This is a genomic window from Paraburkholderia sp. (assembly GCF_035948235.1).
Taxonomy (GTDB): Bacteria; Pseudomonadota; Gammaproteobacteria; order Burkholderiales; family Burkholderiaceae; genus Paraburkholderia.
Genome location: NZ_DASZJJ010000287.1, coordinates 1 through 24,085, shown reverse-complemented (window position 1 = coordinate 24,085; position 24,085 = coordinate 1). Strand labels below are relative to the sequence as shown.

The window sequence follows — 24,085 nt, the reverse complement described above, 5'->3', positions numbered from 1 at the left end:
CGAAGTCGAAAATCTGGGCCGTGGTCAAGGCCAACGCCTACGGGCACGGGCTCGCCCGCGCTTTTCCGGGCCTGCGCGCCACCGACGGCTTCGGCCTGCTCGACCTCGAAGAGGCGGCCAAGCTTCGCGAGCTGGGCTGGGCCGGCCCGATCCTGCTGCTCGAAGGCTTTTTCCGTCCCACCGATATCGACGTGATCGACCGTTATAGCCTCACGACGGTCGTGCATTGCGACGAACAGATGCGCATGCTCGAAATGGCGCGTCTTTCGAAGCCGGTCAACGTGCAGCTCAAGATGAATAGCGGCATGAACCGGCTCGGCTACTCGCCCGAGAAATACCGTGCGGCATGGGAGCGCGCGCGCGCCTGTCCCGGCATTGGCCAGATCACGCTGATGACGCACTTTTCGGACGCCGACGCGCCGCGCGGCATCGCCGAACAGATGGCCGCCTTCGAGCGCGGCGCACAAGGCATCGCGGGCGCGCGCAGCCTCGCGAATTCGGCGGCCACGCTCTGGCATCCGTCGTCGCATTTCGACTGGGTGCGCCCTGGCATCATTCTGTATGGCGCGTCGCCCTCGGGCGTGGCGTCGGCGCTCGACGGCACGGGGCTGCAGCCGGCCATGACGCTCGCCTCGGAGATCATCGGCACGCAGACGGTGGCCGAAGGGCAGACCGTCGGCTACGGCTCGACCTTCACGGCGCGCAAGGCGATGCGTATCGGCGTGGTTGCGTGCGGCTACGCGGACGGCTATCCGCGCATCGCGCCCGAAGGCACGCCCGTGATCGTCGACGGCGTGCGTACGCGCATTGTCGGACGCGTGTCGATGGATATGATCACCGTCGATCTCACGCCGGTGCCCAATGCGGGTATGGGCACGCGCGTGGAGTTGTGGGGCGCGAATCTGCCGATCGACGAAGTGGCGGCGTCGTGCGGCACCATCGGCTATGAGCTGATGTGCGCGGTCGCGCCGCGCGTGCCGGTGCGCGCAGAATAAAGACGCGTAAGCTCACCGAACTCCCTCCGAGCAATCTTCAGACAAGCGCGCCCACGCGCGCGCAAAAACCCGGTACGACAACAAGCATGGCGAAGGCGAAGACGGTCTATATCTGTACCGAATGCGGCGGGCAGGCGCACAAGTGGCAAGGACAATGTCCCGCCTGTAACGCGTGGAACACGCTGGTGGAAAGCGTCGCGGAGCCGACGGGCGGCAACCACCGCTTCCAGGCGCTCGCCAAGAGCGCGCCGGTGCGGCGTCTGGCCGATATCGAAGCCTCGGACGTGCCGCGTTTCACTTCGGGCATCGGCGAGTTCGATCGCGTGCTGGGCGGTGGTCTCGTTGCGGGCGGGGTGGTGCTGATCGGCGGAGACCCCGGTATCGGCAAATCGACGCTGCTGCTGCAGTCGCTCGCCGAAATCGCCGCTGACCGCCGCTCGCTCTACGTGAGCGGTGAAGAATCGGCCGCGCAGATTGCGTTGCGCGCGCAACGTCTTGGGCTGCTCGAGAAGGGCTCGAAGATGAACGACCTCCAGCTGCTCGCCGAAATCCAGCTCGAAAAGATTCAGGCGACCATCGAGGCCGAAAAGCCGGATGTGGCCGTGATCGACTCGATCCAGACCATCTATTCCGAAGCGCTGACGTCCGCGCCCGGTTCGGTTGCACAGGTGCGCGAATGCGCCGCGCAGCTTACGCGTATCGCCAAGCAATCGGGCACGTCGATCATCATGGTCGGACACGTGACGAAGGAGGGCAACCTCGCGGGCCCGCGCGTGCTCGAACACATCGTCGATACGGTGCTGTACTTCGAAGGCGATACGCATTCGTCGTTCCGTCTGGTGCGCGCGTTCAAGAACCGCTTTGGCGCGGTCAACGAACTGGGCGTGTTCGCGATGACGGAAAAAGGCTTACGCGGCGTCGCGAATCCTTCCGCACTCTTTCTGTCGCAACACGAGCAGAGCGTGCCTGGCTCCTGTGTGATGGTGACGCAGGAAGGCTCGCGCCCGCTGCTGGTGGAAGTGCAGGCGCTCGTCGATACGGCGCAGGTGCCCAACCCACGCCGCCTGGCGGTTGGTCTCGAACAAAACCGGCTCGCGCTGCTGCTGGCGGTGCTGCACCGCCACGCGGGTATCGGCTGCTTCGATCAGGACGTGTTCCTCAACGCCGTGGGTGGCGTCAAGATCACCGAACCGGCCGCCGACCTGGCCGTGCTGCTTTCCATTCATTCGTCGATGCGTAACAAGGCGTTGCCCAAGGGTCTGATCGTTTTTGGCGAAGTGGGCCTCGCAGGCGAGATCCGACCCTCGCCGCGCGGTCAGGATCGCCTGAAGGAAGCGGCGAAGCTCGGTTTTACCTGCGCGCTGATTCCCCGCGCCAATGCGCCAAAACAGCCGATCGAAGGTTTGAACGTGATCGCGGTGGAGCGGATCGAAGAGGCCATCGACCGCGTGCGCGAGTTTGAATAACGGCAAATTTACCGCCTCACGCGCCGCGTACAGGCGCGCTCTGGCGCGTAATGATTAGTAACAACCCTGGCGCGTGCTGTAACCAGAAAGTTTTGCGATTTCCCTATCCTTGCCCCGTTGAGCAACCCCGCATCCAGCGGAAAGGATAGCGACTTTGAAACAGACAGAAACGTTTACGAGCGCCAGTTCGATCGTCGTGCGCGGCTGCCGGGTCTCCGAGCCGCTCATGCAGCCTTGGGGCAGCAGTTGCCGTATCGTCGAGTGGATCGACGGCGACGGCCGCATTTCGCGGCAGGTGGTGGCCGGCAATGTGACGGCCGCGCAGGTGCGCAGCACCATCGCTCACCATGTCGAAGGCCGCAAGCACGTGCTCTACGACGACGAGCGCGCACCGCGCCAGACCTTGCCGCGACGCTAGTCACGCGCGGCCTTTATCGGTCATTTCAGCAACTTCAGCAACAGAGACAATGGGCGCCCGGTGCGCCCATTGCTGTTTTAGCCCCACGGGCCATAGTTGAACGGCTTCTTGCCGGCTTGACCGGCGCTCGGATGCGAGCTGGTCGGCGACACGGCGGGGGCTGCGGGCGCGGCGCCCATGGGCAGGCGCGCGACGTTTGGCGGCGGTTGCGTCGCGGCTTTGTGCTGTGCCTCGCGCTGTGCCTCGATATCGTCGAGCAGCGCCTGAAGTACGTCGGCATTGAAGAGCGGATGGTTGGCGGCTTCGCCGGGTTTCAGCACGGGCGAGACGCAGCAGTCGATCACTTCGAGCCTGTCGATCCAGGTTTGCAGCGTCTCCGACGCGATCAGCGCGCCCAACTCGCGCGTGAGCGAAGCCGCGTCGGAGCCGCCGACCGCCTGGCCGAGGCTCCAGTGACGCTGCGCCCAGTCCTCGCGGCCGAGCGCCGTGCACAGCGCCTGCCAGAACTTGAGTTCGAGCGCGCCGACCGCGAGCCAGCGATCGTCCTGGGTGCGGTAGAGGTTGTAGCAGGGCACGCCACCGTTGAGCAGTCCGCCGCCGGGCTGCAGCGCCGCTGCGTCGTCGTTGGCGAGCGCGACCTGGGCGACCACGTTGTTGACGTGCGATTCGCGCGCCATCGAGATATCGACGAAACGGCCTTCGCCGCCGCGCGAGACGTGCCAGAGCGCCGCGAGGATCTGGGTGACGGCCGACAGCGCGCCGCCCAGCAGATCGGCGATCTGGAAGTTCGGCAGCACAGGGGCGCCGTCGCGCGTGGCGATCTGGTCGAGTACGCCGGCATACGCGACATAGTTCAGATCGTGGCCCGCGCGCTCGGCAAACGGACCGCTCGCGCCATAGCCCGTGATCGCGCAATAGACGAGCTTGGGATTGGCCGCGCGCAGCGTTTCATAGCCGACGCCCAGCCGCTCCATCACGCCGGGGCGGAAACTCTCGACCAGCACGTCTGCGTCGCGTGCGAGCGCGAGCAGCACCGCGCGTCCGCTTTCGGACTTCAGGTCCAGCCGCGTCTCGCGCTTGCCCCGGTTGACGAGCCGATAGAACGCGCCAGGGCGCCCCGCGAGTTCATCGGCGGAATTCTGCATCATCGTGCGCGCCGCGTCGCCGGCGCCGGGCGGCTCGATCTTGAGCACGTCCGCGCCCATTTCGGCGAGGCGCAACGTGGCTACGGGCCCCGGCAAAAGCCGGGTCAGATCGAGAACGCGTAGGCCCTGCAATGCGGCGGGTGTCGACACTAGGATGGCTCCTGACGATAGCGCTGGCTGGCGTGGACCTGAGTTAAAGAGAAACGACGGGCACGATGCGCATCAGCCGATCTGTTCGAGTTCCTCGTGCGCTTCGAGCCAGTCGGCTTCCAGCGCTTCCAGGCGAGCCTGGACTTCGGCCTGACGGCGGATCGACTCGGTCAGCTTGCTCTTTTGCGCAGGCTCGTAGCTGGCCGGATCGGCGACGTAAGCGTCCAGTGTGCCCTTTTCCGCGTTGAGCGCGTCCATCTCTTTTTCGATTTTGGCGATCTTCTGCTGCAAGGGCTTTTTCAGGTGTCCAAGACGCTGGCGCGTTTCCGCTTCCTGGCGGCGTTGCTCCTTGCGGTTGACGCCGTCGTCGGCACTTGCGGCGCTTGCCGCATTCGCCGTGCCGCTGGTCGCCGCCGCCTTGATCGCCGCGCGTTGTTCCGCGGCGTGCTGGAGCAGCCAGTCGCGGTAGTCGTCCAGATCGCCGTCGAAGGGCTGCAGGCGGTGCTTCGCGACCAGCATGAACTGGTCGGTGGTGGCGCGCAGCAGATGCCGGTCGTGCGAGACCAGAATCAGTGTGCCTTCGAACTGCGCCAGCGCCATGGTGAGCGCGTGACGCGTTTCAAGATCCAGGTGGTTCGTCGGCTCGTCCAGCAGCAGCAGATTGGGCTTCTGCCAGATGATGAGCGCAAGCGCGAGGCGCGCCTTTTCGCCGCCGGAGAACGGCGCGATGGGCGCCGTGGCCATTTCGCCGGGGAAATTGAAGCCGCCCAGGAAGTCGCGCAGCTCCTGCTCGCGCGTGTCGGGCGCAAGGCGCGCGAGATGCTGCAGCGGCGTGTCGTCCGGACGCAGCGTTTCGAGCTGATGCTGGGCGAAATAGCCGATCTGCAGGCCCTTGCCCGTACGCACATCGCCGGAAAGCGGCGCGAGCGTGGCGGCGAGCGTCTTGATCAGGGTGGATTTGCCCTGACCGTTCGCGCCCAGCAGGCCGATGCGCTGGCCGTTCTGGATCGAGAGTGCGACGCCTTCGACAATGGGCGTTTCGCTGCCGTCGTCGGCACGGTAGCCGCAGCGCACGCGGTCCATCACCAGCATGGGATTGGGCGCTGAATCGGGCGTACGGAATTCGAACGTGAAGGGCGAGCTGGCGTGCGCAGGCGCGATCAGCTCCATCTTTTCCAGCGCCTTGACGCGGCTTTGCGCCTGACGCGCCTTGGTGGCCTGAGCCTTGAAGCGGTCGATAAAGCTTTGCAGGTGCGCGACGGTGCGCTGCTGCTTCTCGTAGGCGCTTTGCTGGAGCGCGATCTGCTGCGCGCGCAGGATTTCGAACTGCGAGTAGTTGCCGCCGTAGCGCTTGATCTGCTGGTTTTCCAGATGCAGCGTGACGTTACAGACCGAGTCGAGGAATTCGCGGTCGTGCGAGATCACGACGAGCGTGCCGGGATAGCGGTGCAGCCAGTCTTCGAGCCAGACGATGGCGTCCAGATCCAGGTGGTTCGTGGGTTCGTCGAGCAGCAGCAGGTCGGAGCGGCACATCAGCGCCTGGGCGAGGTTCAGGCGCATGCGCCAGCCGCCTGAGAAGCTCGCGACCGGCTGGCGCGTCTGGTCCATCGTGAAGCCCAGACCCAGCAGCAGGGCTTCTGCGCGCGCGGGTGCGGTGTAGCCGTCGGCGTCGGCGAAAGCGGCGTGCGCTTCGGCCTCCGCCGCGCCGTCATGCGCCGCGGAGGCAGCAGCGATACGGGCCTCGATCTCGCGCAGCGGAGCGTCGCCGTCCAGGGTGTAGTCGAGCGCGTTCTTGTCGACGGCAGGGGTTTCCTGCGCGACGTGCGCGATTGTCCACGACGGCGGCATTGAGAAGTCGCCGGCGTCCGCGTGCAACTGGCCGCGCAGCACGGCGAACAGCGTGGATTTGCCGGCCCCGTTCGCGCCGATGAGACCGACTTTTTCGCCCGGATTGAGGGTGAAGGAGGTCTGCTCGAAAAGCGGCTTGGTACCGCGGGCAAGGCTGAATTGATTGAAGCGGATCACGGGAGCGCGGGCGCGGCGAAAACCGCGGATAAAACGTAAAGCGCTATTTTAGACTGCCGCGCGCCCTGGCCGGCATCGACCGAACGGCTAGTGTGCGGTTGCTGCGGATTCGCGACGCTTCTGGCCGTGGTGCGCTAGCCATCTGGCCAGGGTGCGGGCACGACGGTTTCTCACGTAGACTGGCGCTTTTCTTGGGGAGGAGCCAGATGACCACGGTTTATTCGTTCACGGCGCAACCGCTTGGCGGCGGCGCGCCGGTAAGCCTTGAGCAATACGCGGGCAAGGTCCTGCTGATCGTCAACACCGCGAGTGAATGCGGTTTCACGCCGCAGTACGCGGGGCTGCAGAAGCTCCACGACCAGTACGGCACGCGCGGTCTCGCGGTGCTTGGCTTTCCGTGCAACCAGTTCGGCAAGCAGGAACCGGGTGACGCCACCCAGATCGGCGCGTTCTGCGAGAAGAACTTCGGCGTGACGTTTCCGATGTTCGAGAAAATCGACGTTAACGGCGCAAACGCGCATCCGCTCTACAACTGGCTCACGGGCGAAGCGCCGGGGCTGCTCGGGCTCGAGCGCATCAAGTGGAATTTCACGAAGTTTCTGGTCGATCGCAGCGGCAAAGTCGTCAAGCGCTATGCGCCGGTCACGAAGCCCGATGCGATCGCCGCCGATATCGAAAAGCTGCTGTAACGCGCAGGATCACGCAAAGCCCGACGCTCAGAGAATCGGCGCGAACAGGCGCGCGACGTGCATCGCGATCTTGCGCCAGGCGGGCGCGTCGCGGTATTCGCTGCGATCGATTTCCACGCTCGCTTCGAAGTCGCGCAGCAGCATCGCCTCGACTTCTGATGCGAAGCCCGCGTGGACGGTGAGAACCATGATTTCGAAGTTCAGGCGGAACGACCGGTTGTCCAGGTTCGCGCTGCCGATGGCTGCGGCCGTATCGTCGATCAGCACGACCTTCTGGTGCAGGAAGCCCGGCTGGTAGCGGAAGATGCGGATGCCCGCGCGCACGGCGTCGTAGGCGTACAGCGTCGAGGCTTCGAACACCACGTAATGATCGCGGCGGCTCGGGATCAGGATGCGCACGTCCACGCCGCGCAGCGCGGCCAGACGCAGGGCGGCCAGCACGGCGGAATCGGGCACCAGATAGGGCGTGGTGATCCAGATGCGCGTGTTGGCAGCGTTGATCGCTTCGACGAAAAAGAGCGAACAGGTTTCCTGACGATCGGCGGGGCCGGTGGGCATCACGAGGCAGGCCATGTCGTCGCCGTCGAGCGGCTTGAGTGCGGGCGGCTCGCTGCCCGGCAGTTCCTGCGTGACCCAGTACCAGTCCTCGGTGAAAGCGAACTGGATGTTGGCCACCACCGGGCCGCGCACCTCGATATGCGTGTCGCGCCACGGCGAAAGCGGTGGCTTGGCGCCCAGGTATTCCACGCCTACGTTGTGACCGCCCACGAACGCGCGCTCGCCGTCCACCACCACGATCTTGCGGTGGTTGCGGAAGTTGAGCTGGAAGCGGTTGACGAAGCGTCGCTTTGCCGAGAACGGATGCACTTCCACGCCGCCCGCGCGCAATGCGTTCACGTAGCTGGCGGGCAGATCGAAGCTGCCGATGCTGTCGTAGAGAAAATGCACGCGCACGCCGCGCGCCGTGCAGGCGAGCAGCAGGTCCTTGAGCATGTCGCCCAAGGCATCCGCGCGCACGATGAAGAACTGCACGATCACGTACTGACGGGCCTGCTCGATGGCGTCGAAGATCGCGGCAAACGTCGCCTCGCCGTTCACGAGCGTGCGCACCGCGTTGCCGGGCACGAGCGGCATGCCGCCCAGGTGCGAGAGCGTGCGGATTACGCGTGGACTGAGCGCGTCCGCTGGCCATTGCGCTTCGTTGGCCAGCCGGTCGCCGGACTCGCTGCCGAGCTGCCCGAGATCCGGAGCGCGTGCGCGCGAGCGCAGCGTTTCGTTGCGTAGCCGCCGTGCGTCCGCGTAACCGGCGAACTTGCTGCGGCCAAGGAACAGATAGGGAATGAGCGTGAGGTACGGCATCGTCGCGAGCGAGACAGCCCACGCGATGGCGCCTTGCGAGGTGCGGGTAACGAGGATGGCGTGGCACGCTGCGATCAGTCCGAGCAGATGGACGATGGCGAGCAGGGTGCCGAGGGTTGACCAGTCGAATCGCATAAAGACGCGGGACGCTCCTGAAGCCGGGCGGCGGGTGTGCGCCGGGAAGCGTCCATCTTACCGAAGCCCGCGCAATGGGGGCGATCCCGCTAGCCTGGCGGGCTTGTGCGTTTGCGTCGAACTCGCGCGCCGTGGGGCGACGCGCGAGTGTCCGTGCTGGCCGCTGGCGGGCCGTAGGCGGGTGGTGGCGGGTTGCTTTAGACCGGCAGATCGCAGGCCTGGATCAGGAACACCTGATCGTCGCCGGCGCTGGTCGAGAGCCAGACGAGATCGAGGCCGCCAAACGCGGCTTCAACGTTCTCACGCTCGTTGCCGATCTCGACCACGAGCACGCCGTTGTCGGTAATCCAGTTACGCGCTTCCTTGATGATCCGGCGCACGATGTCCATACCGTCCTCGCCGCCTGCGAGCGCCATTTCCGGCTCGTGACGGTATTCGGGCGGCAGCGCCTGCATCGAACCCGCGTTCACGTACGGCGGGTTGGTGATGATGACGTCGTAGCGGCGCTCGGGCAGCGGCGCGTACAGATCGCCTTCGAACAGCGCGACGCGATCGTCCAGTTCGTGTTCGTGCACGTTGCGCTTCGCCACTTCGAGCGCGGGCGCGGACAGATCGACGGCGTCGATATCGGCGTTCGGGAAGGCGTGCGCGGCCAGAATCGCCAGGCTTGCCGATCCCGTGCAGAGTTCGAGCACGGCGGTGACCTGTTCGGGATCTTCCACGTACGGCTGCAGGCCGTCCGCGAGCAGCTCGCCGATGAACGAACGCGGCACGATCACGCGCTCGTCCACGTAGAAGCGCAGGCCGTGCATCCACGCTTCCTGTGTGATGTAGGCGGCGGGCACGCGATCATTGGCGCGGCGCTCGATCACGGCCAGCACCTTGTCGACTTCTTCGGGCGCGAGGCGCGCGTCGAGGAACGGGTCGAGCAGGTCGAGCGGCAGATTCAGCGAGTGCAGGATCAGATACGCGGCTTCGTCGTAGGCGTTGCTCGAGCCGTGGCCGAACGCGAGCTGCGCGGCGGTGAAGCGCGTGACGCCGTAGCGCAGCAGATCGCGCACAGTGGAAAACGTCGTGGAAAGCGGATGGGTCATAGTGTGGACTCCAGCGTGAGCGCGTGCGGCGCTTACGCGATCAGTTGTTCGAGCACGCGGCGGTACACGTTCTTGAGCGGGTCGATGAACTTCACTTCGATATGTTCATCGATCTTGTGGATGCTGCCGTTGGGCGGCCCGAATTCGACCACCTGTTCGCACATGCGCGCGATGAAGCGGCCATCCGAGGTGCCGCCCGTGGTGGACAGTTCGGTGGTCACGCCGGTCTCGTCGAGGATGGCCTTTTCGAGCGCGTTCGAGAGCGCGCCGCGTGGCGTAAGGAAGGGCAGGCCGCTCACGCTCCAGGTCAGATCGTATTCGAGACCATGCTTGTCGAGGATCGCGTGCACGCGCGCCTGCAGGCCTTCAACCGTGCTCGCGGTCGAGAAGCGGAAGTTGAACAGCACGTCGGCGTGGCCGGGGATCACGTTGCTTGCGCCCGTACCGCTGTGCAGGTTCGACACCTGCCAGGTGGTGGGCGGGAAGTATTCGTTGCCGTCGTCCCATTTTTCGGCGACGAGTTCGGCCAGCGCCGGCGCGAGCAGGTGCACCGGATTCTTCGCCAGATGCGGGTAGGCGATGTGCCCTTGCACGCCCTTGACGACGAGCTTGCCCGACATCGAGCCGCGGCGGCCGTTCTTCACGCAGTCGCCCAACGTCGCCGACGAAGTCGGTTCGCCCACGATGCAGTAATCCATTTTCTCGCCGCGTGCCTGCAGGGCTTCGACCACCTTCACGGTGCCGTCGGTGGCGGGGCCTTCCTCGTCGCTGGTAATCAGGAACGCGATGGCGCCGCGATGCTGCGGATGGGCGGCGACGAACTCTTCGCTCGCCACCACGAAGGCGGCCAGCGAGGTTTTCATATCAGCGGCGCCACGGCCGTAGAGTACGCCGTCGCGGTGCGCGGGCTCGAACGGCGGCGAGCTCCATTGTTCGAGCGGACCGGTCGGCACGACGTCGGTGTGGCCCGCGAAAGCGAGCAGCGGGCCTTCGGTGCCGGCCGCGCCGCGTTTGACGGCCCACAGGTTGGTCACGCCGTTGGATTCGATCGTTTCGCACGCGAAGCCGAGCGCGCTGAGGCGTTCGGTCATGATGCGCTGGCAGTGCTGGTCGTCGGGCGTCACGGACGCGCGCGCGATCAGGGCTTCGGTAAGGGCGAGGGTGGCGGACATGGATGGACCGGTTGCAAATGAAAATGCCGGCACCGCTGATGGATCAGGGGCCGGCAACAGCTTGTGACGGCGTGGGTTTTGGCGCGCGCAGAACGCGCACCGGGCTCACGCCTGAATTACGGGCAAAACTCAGGCAAAAATCGTTTCGAGCTGCTCGGCGGCAAAGCCAAGCGCCTTCACGCGGCCGTTCACGACGATGACCGGACGCTTGATGATCGACGGCTTATGGCTCATCAACGCGATTGCGCCGGCGGTCGAGTCGGCTTCGGCCTTGTGCACTTCGGAAAGACCGCGCCAGGTCGTGCCGCGCTTGTTGATCAGCTGATCGAGCGACACGTCCTTGAGCCAGTCCTGCACCAGCGCATTCGACACGCCGGCCTTCTTGAAGTCGTAAAACTCGAACTCGACGCCGTGTTCTTCCAGCCACACGCGGGCCTTCTTCACGGAGTCGCAGTTCGGAATGCCGTACACGACGACAGTCTTTGCGGCCTTCGCCATCAGTCGCCTCGCAGCAGCTCGTTCAGGCCGACCTTGGCGCGCGTCTTGGCGTCGACCTTCTTGACGATCACGGCGCAGTACAGGCTGTGCGAACCGTCCTTCGACGGCAGGTTGCCGGCCACCACGACCGAGCCAGCCGGAATGCGGCCGTACGAGATTTCGCCGGTTTCGCGGTCATAGATCTTGGTCGACTGGCCGAGGTACACGCCCATCGAAATGACCGAGTTTTCTTCGACGATCACGCCTTCCACGACTTCCGAGCGCGCGCCGATGAAGCAGTTGTCTTCGATGATGACCGGGTTGGCCTGCAGCGGCTCGAGCACGCCGCCGATACCCACGCCACCCGAAAGGTGCACGTTCTTGCCGATCTGCGCGCACGAACCGACGGTCGCCCACGTGTCGACCATGGTGCCTTCGTCAACGTATGCGCCGATGTTGGTGTACGACGGCATCAGCACGACATTCTTGCCGATGAACGAGCCGCGGCGCGCGATGGCCGGCGGCACGACGCGGAAGCCGCCTGCGGCGAAGTCTTCAGCCGTGTAGTCGGCGAACTTCGAGGGCACCTTGTCGTAGAACTGCGTGAAGCCGCCGGCGCCCATGGGCGCGTTGTCTTCCAGGCGGAACGACAGCAGCACGGCCTTTTTCACCCACTGGTTGACGACCCAGTCGCCGTCCTTCTTTTCGGCGCAGCGCAGGGCACCCTTGTCCAGCTCGGCGATGACGTGGGAGACGGCTTCGCGCACGTCGTTCGGCGCGGACTTGGGCGAGAAGTCGGCGCGGTTTTCCCAGGCGGTGTCGATGATCTGCTGAAGTTGTTGCGACATGGTGGTGATTTCGAGAGAGTTCGGTGAAAAAGCGCGCCGCAGGGGCGCGATCGGCAAAGCGTGGCACGCGCGGCGTAGCGCGCGTGCGGGGAACGGTTAGAGCGGCTTTTGGCTGCTGTTGCCTTCGAGCGAGCGGCAGAAGTCGACGATACGCTGCGCGCCCTCGATGCACTCCGCGACGTCGGCGACGAGTGCGAGGCGGACAAAACCGGCGCCGGGATTCGTGCCGTGCGCTTCGCGCGCGAGGAACGAGCCCGGCAGAACGGTCACATTATAGTCGGCGTAGAGGCGCTGGGCGAACGCGGCGTCCGTGAGGCCGGTGCGCGCGACGTTGGCCCAGAGATAGAACGCCGCGTCGGGCAGCTTCACGTCCAGTACCTCGGCGAGCATCGGCGTGACGGTTGCGAACTTCTGCACGTACTGCGCACGGTTCTCGCGCACGTGGGCTTCGTCGCCCCAGGCCGCGATGCTAGCCGATTGCCAGACCGGCGACATCGCCGACCCGTGATACGTGCGATAAAGCAGGAATTGCTTGAGGATGGCCGCGTCGCCCGCGACGAAGCCCGAGCGCATGCCCGGCGCGTTCGAGCGCTTGGACAGGCTCGACAGCATGACGAGGCGCTCGAAGCCGCGGCCCAGCAGGTGCGCGGCTTCCAGACCGCCCAGCGGCGGCTTGGACTCGTCGAAATAGATCTCCGAATAGCATTCGTCGGACGCGATCACGAAGCCGTAACGGTCGGACAGGGCGAACAGTTCGCGCCAGTCGTCGAGCGTGAGCACCGCGCCCGTCGGGTTGCCCGGCGAGCAGACGAACAGCAGCTGGGTGCGCGCCCAGACTTCTTCGGGGACCTGCGAGTAATCGCAGGCGAAGTTGCGGGCCGGATCGCTATTCACGAAGTACGGTTCGCCGCCCGCGAGCAGCGCGGCGCCTTCATAGATCTGGTAGAACGGATTCGGGCAGAGTACGATCGCCCGCTTCGCCGGGTCCTTCGCGCCTGCCGTCGGATCCACCACCGCCTGGGCGAGCGCGAACAGCGCCTCGCGCGAACCCGACACCGGCAGCACCTGGGTGTTCGGATCGATCGCCGGCAGATCGTAGCGCTCGGTCACCCATTTCGCGATCGCTTCGCGCAGCGCGGGCGTGCCGCCCGTGGCCGGATACACCGACAGGCCGTCGAGCGAGGCGACGATGGCGTCGCGGATCAGCGCGGGCGTCGGATGTTTCGGCTCGCCGATGCCGAAGCTGATGTGGCGCAGGCCGGCGGTCGGCGTGACGTCCTTGAAGAGCACGCGCAGCTTTTCGAAGGGATAGGACTGGAGGGTGTCGAGTAGCGGATTCACTGGCTTGGCGGGCGGACGCGAAAGACGGATGGACAAACGGATGAACAGCGAGGCAGCGCAATATCGCGCATCGGCGCGGGCGCTGCGGGGCCAAAAATGGTCGCGGCGCGGCTGCTGTGGCTGGAAAAACGTGAATTATAACGTGGCGTCGTCCGGACGTTGCCGCCCCGCCAGGCGGGTGCGGCAGGGGGAACATGGGCCACAGGGACAAAAAGGAGAGACATGCAATCTGTGCACGGGACGCCGCTGATGGCGATCTTCACCGCGCGGCCAGCGCCATGAACGCCAACCTGAAGGCCGGCTGGCCCACGCTCGCCATCCTGATCGGCGCTTCCGTGTGGGGCGTGATCTGGTATCCGCTGCGCACGCTCGCCAGCTTCGGCCTGACCGGCACGGCCGCGGGCGCGGCCACCAGCGCGGCAGGCTGCCTGTTCGTGCTGCTGTTGCGCCGCCGCTCGATTGCCACGGTGCGCTGGCACTGGATTCTGCCGATGCTGGGGCTTGCCGCGGGCGTGACCAATATCGGCTTCGTGTGGGGCGCGATCCACGGCGAAGTCATGCGCGTGCTGTTGCTCTTCTATCTCACCCCCGCATGGACCGCGATCTTCGCGCATTTCATCCTGCATGAACGCCTGTCGTGGTCGGGCGCGGCGCTGGCCGGGCTGTCGTTGCTGGGCGCGGTGATGATGCTGTGGTCGCCGAAGCTCGGCGTGCCCTTGCCGGGCAGTGCGGCGGAATGGGCCGGGCTGATTGCCGGTATGGGTTTCGCGATGAGCAACGTGCTGGTCGTGAAGACGAGCCGCGTCCTGCCGCAGATGAAACCGGAAATGCGTACGGCTGTGATCTTTGGCGGCGCGGCGATTTTCGGCGCGCTGGCATCGTGCTTCGAGCCGCTGCCGGTGCTCCACGCGGGCGAACCGGTGGCGCGCGTCGTGCTGCTGGTCCTGGTGCTCGGCCTGTTGCTCAGCTCGAACAATATGCTCGTGCAATATGGTCTTGCGCGCGTGCCCGCGAACCGCGCGTCGATCATCATGCTGTTCGAGATCGTCGTGACGGCGCTGTCGTCGTGGCTGCTCGCGGGCGAGACGCCGGGGCCGCGCGAATGGGCGGGCGGAGCGTGCATCGTGCTGGCTTCGCTGCTGTCGAGCTGGGTGCACCGCACGCAAAAGCGTGACGACGCCCACACCGGCCATGCCGCGCACGAAAGCGCCGATGCCAGCGCGATCGCACACGCCCAGACCAGCCGCATCGACGAAGATGGTCACGACGGACAAGATCGCGACCCCGCAAGCGACCACCCAAAAAGCGACGTCAACACCCACCCGGACGCCGACCAGAGCGCCGATGCACCCGAAAGCGCCGCGAAAGACAGCGCGACGCCCGGTGCGAGTCCGCATAGCGGGCAGAATGGCTCGCGTGCGATGGTATGATTGCCGCTGATCCTCGCCGGCCGGTTCGCGCAAGCAAGTGTATGAAGCGCGTGGTGCGGCGAGCCGTGGCGGCTGCCCGAGATACTTGATGTATGCCTGATGCGGCGCGCCGCGCCGTCGTGCGACCTCAGCCCTGGTCGACGACGCGCGGCCAGCGACCAGTGGCGCGGGCGGTCCCGTTCACTCTCCCTATTACAACAGCGATATCGCCGTGCGTCTGACCTCGATTAAACTCGCTGGCTTCAAATCATTCGTCGATCCCACGCATTTTCAGGTCCCGGGCCAACTCGTCGGAGTGGTCGGGCCGAATGGCTGTGGCAAATCGAACATCATCGACGCCGTGCGCTGGGTGCTCGGCGAATCCCGCGCTTCCGAACTGCGCGGCGAGTCGATGCAGGACGTCATCTTCAACGGCTCCACGGCGCGCAAGCCCGGTAGCCGCGCCAGCGTCGAACTGGTGTTCGACAACGCGGACGGCCGCGCCGCCGGCCAGTGGGGCCAGTATGCGGAAATCGCCGTCAAGCGCGTGCTCACGCGCGACGGCACCTCCAGCTACTACATCAACAATCTGCCGGCGCGCCGCCGCGACATTCAGGACATCTTCCTCGGCACGGGTCTGGGCCCGCGCGCCTACGCAATCATCGGGCAGGGCATGATCGCACGCATCATCGAGGCCAAGCCCGAAGAGCTGCGCGTGTTCCTCGAAGAAGCTGCGGGTGTTTCCAAGTACAAGGAACGCCGCCGCGAAACCGAAAACCGTCTGCACGACACGCGCGAGAATCTGACCCGCGTGGAAGACATCGTGCGCGAACTGTCGACCAACCTCGAAAAGCTCGAAGGCCAGGCGGTGGTGGCGACGCGTTTTCGCGAACTGCAGAGCGACGGCGAAGAAAAGCAGCGCCTGCTGTGGCTGCTGCGCAAGACCGAAGCGGCGGCTGAACAGCAACGCCAGCAACGCGCGATCGAGCAGGCGCAGATCGACCTCGAACGCCATACGGCGCAGTTGCGCGAAGTCGAGGCGCAGCTCGAAATGCTGCGGGTGGCGCATTATTCGGCCAGCGACGCCATGCAGGGCGCGCAGGGCTCGCTCTACGAAGCGAATGCCGAAGTCAGCCGCCTCGAAGCCGAAATCAAGTTCATCGTCGAATCGCGCAACCGCGTGCAGGCGCAGATCGCTGCGCTCACTGCGCAGCGTGAACAGTGGCAGGTGCAGGCGCAGAAAGCCCAGGACGACATCGAGGACGCCGAAGAACAACTGGCGATGGGCGACGAAAAAGCGGCCGTCGCTGAGGAGGAAGCGGCTGCAAAGCAGGAAGCGCTGCCCGCGCTCGAAAATCGCTGGCGCGATGCGCAGTCGCAGCTCAATGAAGAGCGCGCCGGCATCGCGCGCACCGAACAGTCGATCAAGCTGGAAGCCGCGCATCAGCGCAACGCCGACCAGATGCTTCAGCAACTCCAGCAGCGTGAAGAGCGCCTGAAGTCGGAAGCGGGCGGCCTCGATGCACCGGACGAAGTGCAGCTCGAAGAGCTGCGCATGCAGCTCGCGGAACAGGAAGAGATCCAGCGCGACGCGCAGGATCGTCTGGCCGATGCGCAGGAAAACGTACCGCGCCTGGACGCGGAGCGCCGCGCCGCGCACGATCGCGTCAATGCCGAAAGCGCGCAGACCCATCAGCTCGAAGCCCGTCTTGCGGCGCTCAAGCAACTGCAGGAAAACGTCCAGACCGAAGGCAAGATCCAGCCGTGGCTCGAGCGTCACGAACTGGATTCGCTGCCGCGTCTGTGGAAGAAGCTGCACGTCGAAGCCGGTTGGGAAACCGCGCTCGAAGCCGTGCTGCGCGAGCGCCTGGCGGCCCTCGAAGTATCGAATCTCGACTGGGTGAAGGCGTTCGCCAGCGACGCGCCGCCGGCCAAGCTGGCGTTCTATGCACCGCCGCTCGCGGGGGCGACGCCCGCTGCGCCTGCCGGCCTCACGCCGCTGCTCTCGCTTGTGCGTATCGACGACGCCGGCCTGCGCGCCGTCCTCAACGAATGGCTCGGCACGACCTTCGTGGCTGATGACCTGGCTGGCGGACTCGCGCAGCGCGCGCAACTGCCTGAAGGCGGCGTGTTCGTGGTGAAGGCGGGCCATATGGTCACGCGCGTCGGCGTGCAGTTGTATGCCGCCGATTCCGAACAGGCCGGCATGCTGGCGCGCCAGCAGGAAATCGAAAACCTCACGCTTCAACTGCGCGCCCAGGCGCTGCTCGCCGACGAGGCGCGAACCGCCGTGATCCGCGCCGAAGCCGCCCACACTCAGGCGGCCCAGCAACTCGCCGAATTGCGTCAGCAGGCCGAACGCGCGACCCAACGCGTGCACGCGCTGCAGATGGACGTGCTCAAGCTGACCCAGGCGCATGAGCGCTACACGGCGCGTAGCACGCAGATCCGCGAAGAGCGCGAAGAAATCCGCGCGCAGATCGAAGAGCAGCGCGCGCTGCGGGCGGAATCGGAAGCGAATTTCGAGCGTCACGACACCGAACTCGCCGAACTGCAGGCCCGCTTCGAGGACAACCAGCTTGCCTTCGAAGCGCTGGATGAAGAACTGGGCACGGCGCGCAACCAGGCGCGCGATCTCGAACGTGCGGCGGGCGATGCGCGTTTTGCGGCGCGCAACATGGCCAACCGCATCGAAGAGCTCAAGCGCAACGTTCAGGTCGCGCACGACCAGAGCGAGCGCGTGGCCGCTTCGCTCGAAGACGCGCGCGCCGAACTCGAAACCATCAACGAGCAGACCGCGCACACCGGCTTGCACGACGCGCTGGAAATTCGCGCCGAGAAGGAAGAAGCGCTGCGCAACGCACGCGCCGAACTCGACGATCTGAGCGCCAAACTGCGCGCCGCCGACGAGACCCGCCTGAACGCCGAGCGCGCGCTGCAACCGCTGCGCGACCGCATCACCGAACTGCAGCTGAAGGAACAGGCCGCACGCCTGAACGGCGAGCAGTACGTCGAACAGCTTCAGGCTGCGGGCGTGGACGAAATCGCGTTGCAGGAGAAGCTCACGCCGGATCTCAAGGCGCCGTATCTGCAAGGCGAAGTCACGCGTATCAACAACGCCATCGCGGCGCTCGGGCCGGTCAATATGGCCGCGCTCGATGAACTGGCGGCGGCGCAGGAGCGCAAGCACTTCCTCGACGCGCAGTCGGCCGATTTGACGAGCGCGATCGAAACGCTCGAAGACGCGATCCGCAAGATCGACCAGGAAACGCGCACGCTGCTGCAGGGCACCTTCGATCAGGTGAACCATCACTTCGGCGAGCTGTTCCCGCGTCTGTTCGGTGGCGGCCAGGCCAAGCTCATCATGACCGGCGACGAGATTCTCGACGCGGGCGTCCAGGTGATGGCGCAGCCGCCTGGCAAGAAGAATTCGACCATTCACCTGCTGTCGGGTGGCGAAAAGGCGCTCACGGCGACCGCGCTGGTGTTTGCGATGTTCCAGCTCAACCCGGCGCCGTTCTGTCTGCTCGACGAAGTGGACGCACCGCTCGACGACGCCAATACGGAGCGCTTCGCAAACCTGGTGCGCGCGATGTCGGACAAAACGCAGTTCCTCTTCATCTCGCACAACAAGATTGCGATGGAGATGGCGCAGCAACTCATTGGCGTGACCATGCAGGAGCAGGGTGTGTCGCGCATCGTGGCCGTGGACATGGAAACGGCCGCGGGTTTCGCACAGAATATCGGCTGAACGATTGATTGAATTGCAATCAGGCAGCCGGGACGGTTTCAGAATCTAAGGGACGGCGCGCGGTGCGCGTCCGGCAAGGCCTCATGAAGGCCGCCGGCGCAGATGCCCGCGACGCCACGCTTGCGGCAGGCGCATGGGCACGGGCCCGTGTGCGCCGCCAGGAAGAATTGCAGATGGAGCATGCATGGATCAGTTGACTCTCGGGTTGATCGGCGCTGGCGCCGTAGTCGTCGGGGGCGTGGTGGTGTACAACGCGTGGCAGGGCGCCAGGGTGCGCCGTCGTATGCCGCGCCCGATGCCCGAGGAAGCGGTCGAGTCGACGCAACGCGACGACCTGCAGGAGCCTAGCCCGTTCATCGAGCCGGCCCGTGCGCCGTCGCGGCGCGAGCCCTCGCTGGCGGGCGCGCCCGCGGAAGAGTCCGTTGAGCGCGTGGAGCCGGGCTTCGGCGCGGCCGCGCCCGCCGACACGCCCGTCGATATTCAGGCCGAGAACACCTCGCCGAACGGGTTTGCCGAAGCTGAGGTGGCGCCCGCCGGGCACGCTGAAGGCGATGCGTCCGCTGTCGCACCGGTTGTTGCGCCGGGTGAGCACGCCGGGCACGCTGAGGCGGCTGTCGCGCATTCCGAAGAAGCAGAACCGCACGCGCAGGCTGTCGCGGCCGAAGGCGAGCGCGTCGAGCCGGTGCTGCCCGCAGCCACGACGATTTCCTCCGCGCCGCCCGCGATCGTGGATCGGCGCATCGATTGCATCGTGCCGATTCGCCTGGGCGCCGTCATCCCCGGCGAGCGCGTGATTCCGCTCGCCCAGCGTCTGCGCCGCGCGGGCAGCAAGCCGGTGCATATCGAAGGCAAGCCCGAAGGCGGCGACGGCTGGGAGCTGCTGCAAAATGGTGTGCGCTACGAAGAACTGCGCGCGGCCGCGCAGCTCGCAAACCGCAGCGGCCCGCTCAACGAGCTGGAGTTTTCGGAATTCGTCGCGGGCGTGCATCAGTTCGCCGATGCGCTCGATGGCCTGCCCGAATTCCCGGACATGACCGAGACCGTCGCGATGGCGCGCGAACTCGACGCCTTCGCGGCGCAATGTGACGCGCAGTTGTCGATCAACGTGCTCTCGGACGGCGCGCCGTGGTCGGCGAACTACGTGCAGGCAGTGTCGGCCCAGGACGGTCTGCTGCTCTCGCGCGACGGCACGCGCTTTGTGAAGCTCGACGCGAAGCAAAGCCCGGTGTTCATGCTGCAGTTCGGCGACACCAACTTCCTGCGCGACGACCTCACCTACAAGGGCGGCCAGATGATCACGCTGATCCTCGACGTGCCGGTCGCCGACGAGGACATCCTGCCGTTCCGCCTGATGTGCGATTACGCGCGCTCGCTGGCGGAACGCATCGGCGGGCGAGTAGTGGACGATCAGCGCCGGCCGCTGCCGGAATCGGTGCTGCAGAACATCGACAAGCAGCTCATGACGCTTTACGCGAAGCTGGAGCAGGCCGGTATTCCGGCTGGTTCGGCGGCCACGCGCCGGCTGTTCAGCCAGTAATTCAGCCAGTAAAACAGAGCGGTTTTTCGCGCGCTGCAAAGGCGCGGTGCCATCGAGGCGCCGCGCCTTTTTGCTTTTCGGCGTCTGGCGGCCTGATCGGGACAGGAATGGCGGGCGGCCAGCACGCTCGCCCGACCCGTGCGGCGGCGCACGAATCTGGCCGTTCGGCCGATGCGACAGGCGCGGCTTCCTGAGATAATCTGTCTCCTAAATCACTCCTCAGAAGCCGCAACCAGCATGGTCCGTCATCCCGCCCGTCCCCCTGAAGCATCCTCCGCGACCGAGCGCGCGGCGTGGCTGCGCGCCGAACTCGAGCGCGCCAATCACGCGTATTACGTGCTCGACCAGCCGGAGCTGCCCGACGCGGAATACGACAAGCTGTTCCGCGAGCTGCAGCAGATCGAGGTGGAACATCCCGATCTGATCACGCCCGATTCGCCCACCCAGCGCGTGGGCGGCGAGGCCGCATCCGGCTTCGATCCGGTCGTTCACGACGTGCCGATGCTCTCGCTCAACAACGGTTTCGCCGACGAAGACATCGCCGCGTTTGACAAGCGCGTGCACGACACGCTCGGCAAGGCCGAAGGTGTGGAAGTCGATTACGCGTGCGAGCTGAAATTCGACGGCCTGGCCATCTCGCTGCGCTATGTCGATGGCGTGTTCGTGCAGGCCTCCACGCGCGGCGACGGCACGACTGGCGAGAACGTGACAGAGAACGTCCGCACGATCCGATCCTTGCCGCTGCGCCTGAAGGGCAAGCGCGTGCCGAAGGTGCTCGATGTGCGCGGCGAAGTGCTGATGTTCCGCCGCGATTTCGCGCGTATGAACGAGCGCCAGCGCGAAGCCGGCCAGAAAGAGTTCGCCAATCCGCGTAACGCGGCCGCCGGCAGCCTGCGCCAGCTCGACTCGAAGATCACCGCGCAGCGCCCGCTGTCGTTCTTCGCTTACGGTATCGGCGTGCTCGAAGGCGAGCCGATGCCTGCCACGCACGGCGAGTTGCTCGACTGGTACGCCGAAATGGGCTTGCCCGTGAACAGCGAGCGTGCGGTCGTGAAGGGCGCGCAAGGTCTGCTCGACTTCTTCCGCGCCGTGGGCGAGAAGCGCGAAAGTCTGCCCTACGACATCGACGGCGTGGTGTACAAGGTCAACCGCCGCGACGAACAGGACGTGCTCGGTTTCGTTTCGCGTGCGCCGCGCTTTGCGCTTGCGCACAAGTTCCCGGCCCAGGAGGCGCTCACGAAACTCGTCGCCATCGACGTGCAGGTGGGCCGCACTGGCGCCATCACGCCGGTTGCGCGGCTGGAGCCGGTGTTCGTGGGCGGCGCGACCGTCACCAACGCCACGCTGCACAACGAGGACGAAGTCCGCCGCAAGGACATCCGCATCGGCGATACCGTGATCGTGCGCCGCGCGGGCGACGTGATCCCCGAAGTGGTGAGCGCGCTGCTCGAGCGCCGCCCGGACGACGCGCGTGAATTCGTCATGCCCACGGAATGCCCGGTGTGCGGCTCGCGCATCGAGCGTCTGCCCGACGAGGCTATTGCGCGCTGCACGGGCGGCCTGTTTTGTCCGGCGCAGCGCAAGCAGGCGCTCTGGCACTTCGCACAGCGCCGCGCGCTCGATATCGACGGGCTGGGCGAGAAGATCATCGACCAGCTTGTCGATCAGAACCTCGTGCGCACGCCTGCGGATCTCTTCAATCTTGGCTTTGCGACGCTCGCGGAACTCGACCGCATGGCCGACAAGTCGGCGCAGAATCTGCTCGATTCGCTGGAGAAGGCCAAGTCGACCACGCTTGCGCGCTTCATTTACGCGTTAGGCATTCGCCAGGTGGGTGAATCCACGGCGAAGGACCTGGCCAAATACTTCGGCTCGCTCGATCCGATCATGGACGCGAGCATCGAGCAACTGCTCGAAGTGAAGGACGTGGGGCCGATAGTGGCGGAGTCTATCCACCAGTTCTTTGCGGAAGAACATAACCGCACCGTGATCGAGCAACTGCGCGCGCCCGGCAAGGTCACATGGGTGGAAGGTCCGCCCGCGCCGAAGGCGCCGGTGGGCGTGCTCGCGGGCAAGACGGTCGTGCTCACGGGCACGCTGCCCACGCTCACGCGCGACGCGGCGAAAGAGATGCTGGAAGCGGCCGGCGCGAAGGTGGCCGGCTCGGTGTCGAAGAAGACTGACTACGTGGTGGCGGGCGCCGACGCGGGCAGCAAGCTCGCGAAAGCCGAGGAACTCGGCGTGCCGGTGCTCGACGAAGAAGGGTTGCACAAGCTCCTGGAGGGGCATTCAACATGATTCGCGAAATTCTCAGGATGGGCGATCCACGCCTGCTCGGCATCGCCAAACCGGTCGACCATTTCGACACGCCGGAACTGCACGAACTGATCGCCGACATGTTCGACACCATGCATGCCGCCAACGGCGCGGGTCTCGCCGCGCCGCAGATTGGCGTGGACCTGCAGGTGGTGATCTTCGGCTTCGAGCAGAATGAGCGTTATCCGGAAGCGCCGGCCGTGCCGCAAACGGTGCTGATCAATCCCGTCATCCATCCGCTTTCGCACGACATGGAAGAGGGCTGGGAAGGCTGCCTGTCGGTGCCGGGCATGCGCGGCGCGGTAAGCCGCTATTCGATGATCCGCTACAACGGCTATGACCAGTACGGCACGCCGATCGAGCGCGTCGCCGAAGGCTTTCATGCGCGCGTGGTGCAGCACGAGTGCGATCACCTGATCGGCAAGCTGTATCCGATGCGGATCACGGACTTTGCGAAATTCGGCTTTACCGAAGTGCTGTTTCCGGACCTCGATCCGAATAGTGACGACTGAAGCGCGCACGCTGAAAAGAAAAATGGGAGCCAGCGGCTCCCATTTTTTATGGTCCGGCGCAAGGTCGCGCCGGTGTCAGGACGCTCAGAATCCCTCGTCCGCCGACAGATAGCGCCACTGGCCTTGCGGCAGTGCGCCCAGCAGCACATGGCCCATGCGCACGCGCTTGAGGCCCACCACGTGCAGACCGACCAGTTCGCACATGCGGCGGATCTGGCGCTTCTTGCCTTCGCGCAGTACGAAACGCAGCTGCTCGCCGTTCTGCCAGCTCACCTGTGCGGGCTTGAGCGGCACATCGTCGAGCGACAGGCCGTGGCGTAGCTGCGAGAGCAGATCGGCCGGGAAGTGCTGATCGACTTCGGTCTCGATGTCGCCGTAGGTGACGCGCACGAGGTATTCCTTGTCGATGTCCGAGCTTTCGCCGATCAGCTGCTTGGCCACGCGGCCGTCCTGCGTGAGCACGAGCAGGCCGGTCGAATCGATGTCGAGGCGGCCTGCGGGCGCGAGCGTGCGCAGGTGCTGCGCCGAGAAGCGGATACCCGAACGGTCGCCTTCCCAGTGGTTTTCCCCGGTGATCAACGTCGCGGCGGGCGCGTAGCCGTCTTCGGCCTGACCGGACACATAGCCGATCGGCTTGTGCAGCAGGATCGTCACCTGGCGCGCCTGCGCGGCGAGCGCGGCGGGATCGATTTCGATGCGCTGCTCGGGCGTGACCTTGGCGCCGAGCGTATCGACCACCACGCCATCGACGAAGACCCAACCCTTTTCGATCCATTCATCGGCTTCGCGGCGCGAGCACAGGCCCAGTTCCGACATGCGCTTGGACAGGCGCAATGCGTTGTCGCCGTCGACTTCCTCGCGGTGGGCGCGTTGCGGCGCTTTGTCGAAGGACTTGCCAGCAGGCTTGTCACCGAACTTGCGCGGAGCCGCGCCGTCGCGGTCGCTGCCGTAGGACGACTTTACGGGGCGGGCGAAGCGACGATCGCCGGCATCTTCACGCGGGCCGAACGAACGACGCTCACCGCCTTCGTCGCGGCGCGGAGGGCGGCGCTCACCGCTTTCTTCTCGAGCACCGAAGGGGCGGCGCTCACCGCCGTCTTGTCGCGGACCGAACGAACGACGCTCACCGCCTTCATCACGGCGCGGAGGACGGCTGCCACCGCCATCTTCGCGAGCACGGAACGGGCGGCGTTCGCCACCTTCGTCACGACGCGGGAAGCGACGTTCACCGCCATCCTCACGCGGA

19 protein-coding genes are annotated in these 24,085 nt (G+C 65.7%); 9 read left to right on the top strand and 10 right to left on the bottom strand.

Translation table 11 applies throughout. The features are described from left to right. The 3 genes from alr to VG320_RS25155 all read left to right on the top strand — a co-directional run. The coding region (gene alr, locus VG320_RS25165) for an alanine racemase (protein WP_327202777.1) at nt 1–995 on the top strand (995 nt) is incomplete at its 5' end. Between the two features lie 86 nt (nt 996–1,081). After that, on the top strand, nt 1,082–2,461 hold the full coding sequence (gene radA / locus VG320_RS25160) for a DNA repair protein RadA (RefSeq protein WP_327202776.1): 1,380 nt from the start codon (nt 1,082–1,084) through the stop codon (nt 2,459–2,461). Nucleotides 2,462–2,615: 154 nt separating this feature from the next. Next, on the top strand, nt 2,616–2,879 hold the full coding sequence (locus VG320_RS25155) for a DUF2866 domain-containing protein (protein WP_327202775.1): 264 nt from the start codon (nt 2,616–2,618) through the stop codon (nt 2,877–2,879). Between the two features lie 77 nt (nt 2,880–2,956). On the opposite strand, the gene VG320_RS25150 is transcribed toward VG320_RS25155, so the two are convergent. Further along, the gene (locus VG320_RS25150) at nt 2,957–4,156 is read right to left on the bottom strand and encodes a CaiB/BaiF CoA-transferase family protein (protein ID WP_327202778.1); all 1,200 of its coding nucleotides are present in this window, start codon (nt 4,154–4,156) and stop codon (nt 2,957–2,959) included. Between the two features lie 90 nt (nt 4,157–4,246). Next, entirely contained in the window at nt 4,247–6,199 is a 1,953-nt protein-coding gene (locus tag VG320_RS25145) for an ATP-binding cassette domain-containing protein (protein WP_327202774.1), read from the bottom strand. 206 nt (nt 6,200–6,405) lie between these two features. On the opposite strand from VG320_RS25145, the gene VG320_RS25140 reads away from it, so the two are divergent. Then, on the top strand, nt 6,406–6,888 hold the full coding sequence (locus tag VG320_RS25140) for a glutathione peroxidase (protein WP_327202773.1): 483 nt from the start codon (nt 6,406–6,408) through the stop codon (nt 6,886–6,888). 27 nt (nt 6,889–6,915) lie between these two features. Here the strand turns inward: VG320_RS25140 and cls are convergent, their stop codons facing one another. The 6 genes from cls to dapC all read right to left on the bottom strand — a co-directional run bounded on the left by cls (nt 6,916) and on the right by dapC (nt 13,314). Next, the gene (cls, locus tag VG320_RS25135) at nt 6,916–8,382 is read right to left on the bottom strand and encodes a cardiolipin synthase (protein ID WP_327202772.1); all 1,467 of its coding nucleotides are present in this window, start codon (nt 8,380–8,382) and stop codon (nt 6,916–6,918) included. Nucleotides 8,383–8,579: 197 nt separating this feature from the next. Next, nucleotides 8,580–9,476: a 50S ribosomal protein L3 N(5)-glutamine methyltransferase gene (gene prmB, locus VG320_RS25130; RefSeq protein ID WP_327202771.1), complete on the bottom strand. Its 897-nt coding sequence runs from the start codon at nt 9,474–9,476 to the stop codon at nt 8,580–8,582. Between the two features lie 32 nt (nt 9,477–9,508). Next, nucleotides 9,509–10,648 (bottom strand): succinyl-diaminopimelate desuccinylase, encoded by a 1,140-nt coding sequence (gene dapE, locus VG320_RS25125; RefSeq protein ID WP_327202770.1) that lies wholly within the window; start codon nt 10,646–10,648, stop codon nt 9,509–9,511. A gap of 129 nt (nt 10,649–10,777) precedes the next feature. After that, the gene (locus tag VG320_RS25120) at nt 10,778–11,146 is read right to left on the bottom strand and encodes an arsenate reductase (protein ID WP_327202769.1); all 369 of its coding nucleotides are present in this window, start codon (nt 11,144–11,146) and stop codon (nt 10,778–10,780) included. Continuing rightward, nucleotides 11,146–11,973: a 2,3,4,5-tetrahydropyridine-2,6-dicarboxylate N-succinyltransferase gene (gene dapD, locus VG320_RS25115; RefSeq protein WP_327202768.1), complete on the bottom strand. Its 828-nt coding sequence runs from the start codon at nt 11,971–11,973 to the stop codon at nt 11,146–11,148. The genes VG320_RS25120 and dapD overlap by 1 nt, the downstream gene beginning before the upstream one ends. 96 nt (nt 11,974–12,069) lie before the next feature. Next, nucleotides 12,070–13,314, bottom strand: coding sequence for a succinyldiaminopimelate transaminase (dapC, locus tag VG320_RS25110; RefSeq protein ID WP_327202767.1), 1,245 nt, complete (start codon nt 13,312–13,314; stop codon nt 12,070–12,072). A 278-nt stretch (nt 13,315–13,592) separates the two neighbouring features. Between dapC and VG320_RS25105 the strand changes: the two genes are divergently transcribed. From VG320_RS25105 to def, 5 genes are all read left to right on the top strand, one after another. Continuing rightward, nucleotides 13,593–14,744 carry a DMT family transporter gene (locus tag VG320_RS25105; protein WP_327202766.1) on the top strand — a complete coding sequence of 384 codons (1,152 nt, stop codon included), beginning with the start codon at nt 13,593–13,595 and terminating at the stop codon, nt 14,742–14,744. A 211-nt stretch (nt 14,745–14,955) separates the two neighbouring features. Continuing rightward, entirely contained in the window at nt 14,956–18,474 is a 3,519-nt protein-coding gene (gene smc, locus VG320_RS25100) for a chromosome segregation protein SMC (protein ID WP_327202765.1), read from the top strand. A 184-nt stretch (nt 18,475–18,658) separates the two neighbouring features. Beyond that, on the top strand, nt 18,659–20,011 hold the full coding sequence (locus VG320_RS25095) for a cell division protein ZipA C-terminal FtsZ-binding domain-containing protein (protein WP_327202764.1): 1,353 nt from the start codon (nt 18,659–18,661) through the stop codon (nt 20,009–20,011). Between the two features lie 237 nt (nt 20,012–20,248). Next, nucleotides 20,249–22,309, top strand: a complete 2,061-nt coding sequence (gene ligA / locus VG320_RS25090; RefSeq protein WP_327202763.1) for an NAD-dependent DNA ligase LigA — start codon at nt 20,249–20,251, stop codon at nt 22,307–22,309. Then, complete coding sequence (gene def, locus VG320_RS25085; RefSeq protein WP_327202762.1) at nt 22,306–22,839, top strand: peptide deformylase; 534 nt, start codon at nt 22,306–22,308, stop codon at nt 22,837–22,839. Before ligA ends, def begins: the two co-directional genes overlap by 4 nt. An 84-nt stretch (nt 22,840–22,923) precedes the next feature. Here def and VG320_RS31220 read toward each other — a convergent pair whose 3' ends face one another. Next, a complete protein-coding gene (locus VG320_RS31220) occupies nt 22,924–23,673 on the bottom strand; it encodes a pseudouridine synthase (protein ID WP_414696117.1) in 750 nt (249 codons plus the stop codon). Between the two features lie 125 nt (nt 23,674–23,798). Next, a partial coding sequence (locus VG320_RS31215) for a hypothetical protein (RefSeq protein ID WP_414696116.1) occupies nt 23,799–24,085 on the bottom strand: 287 nt, incomplete at its 5' end.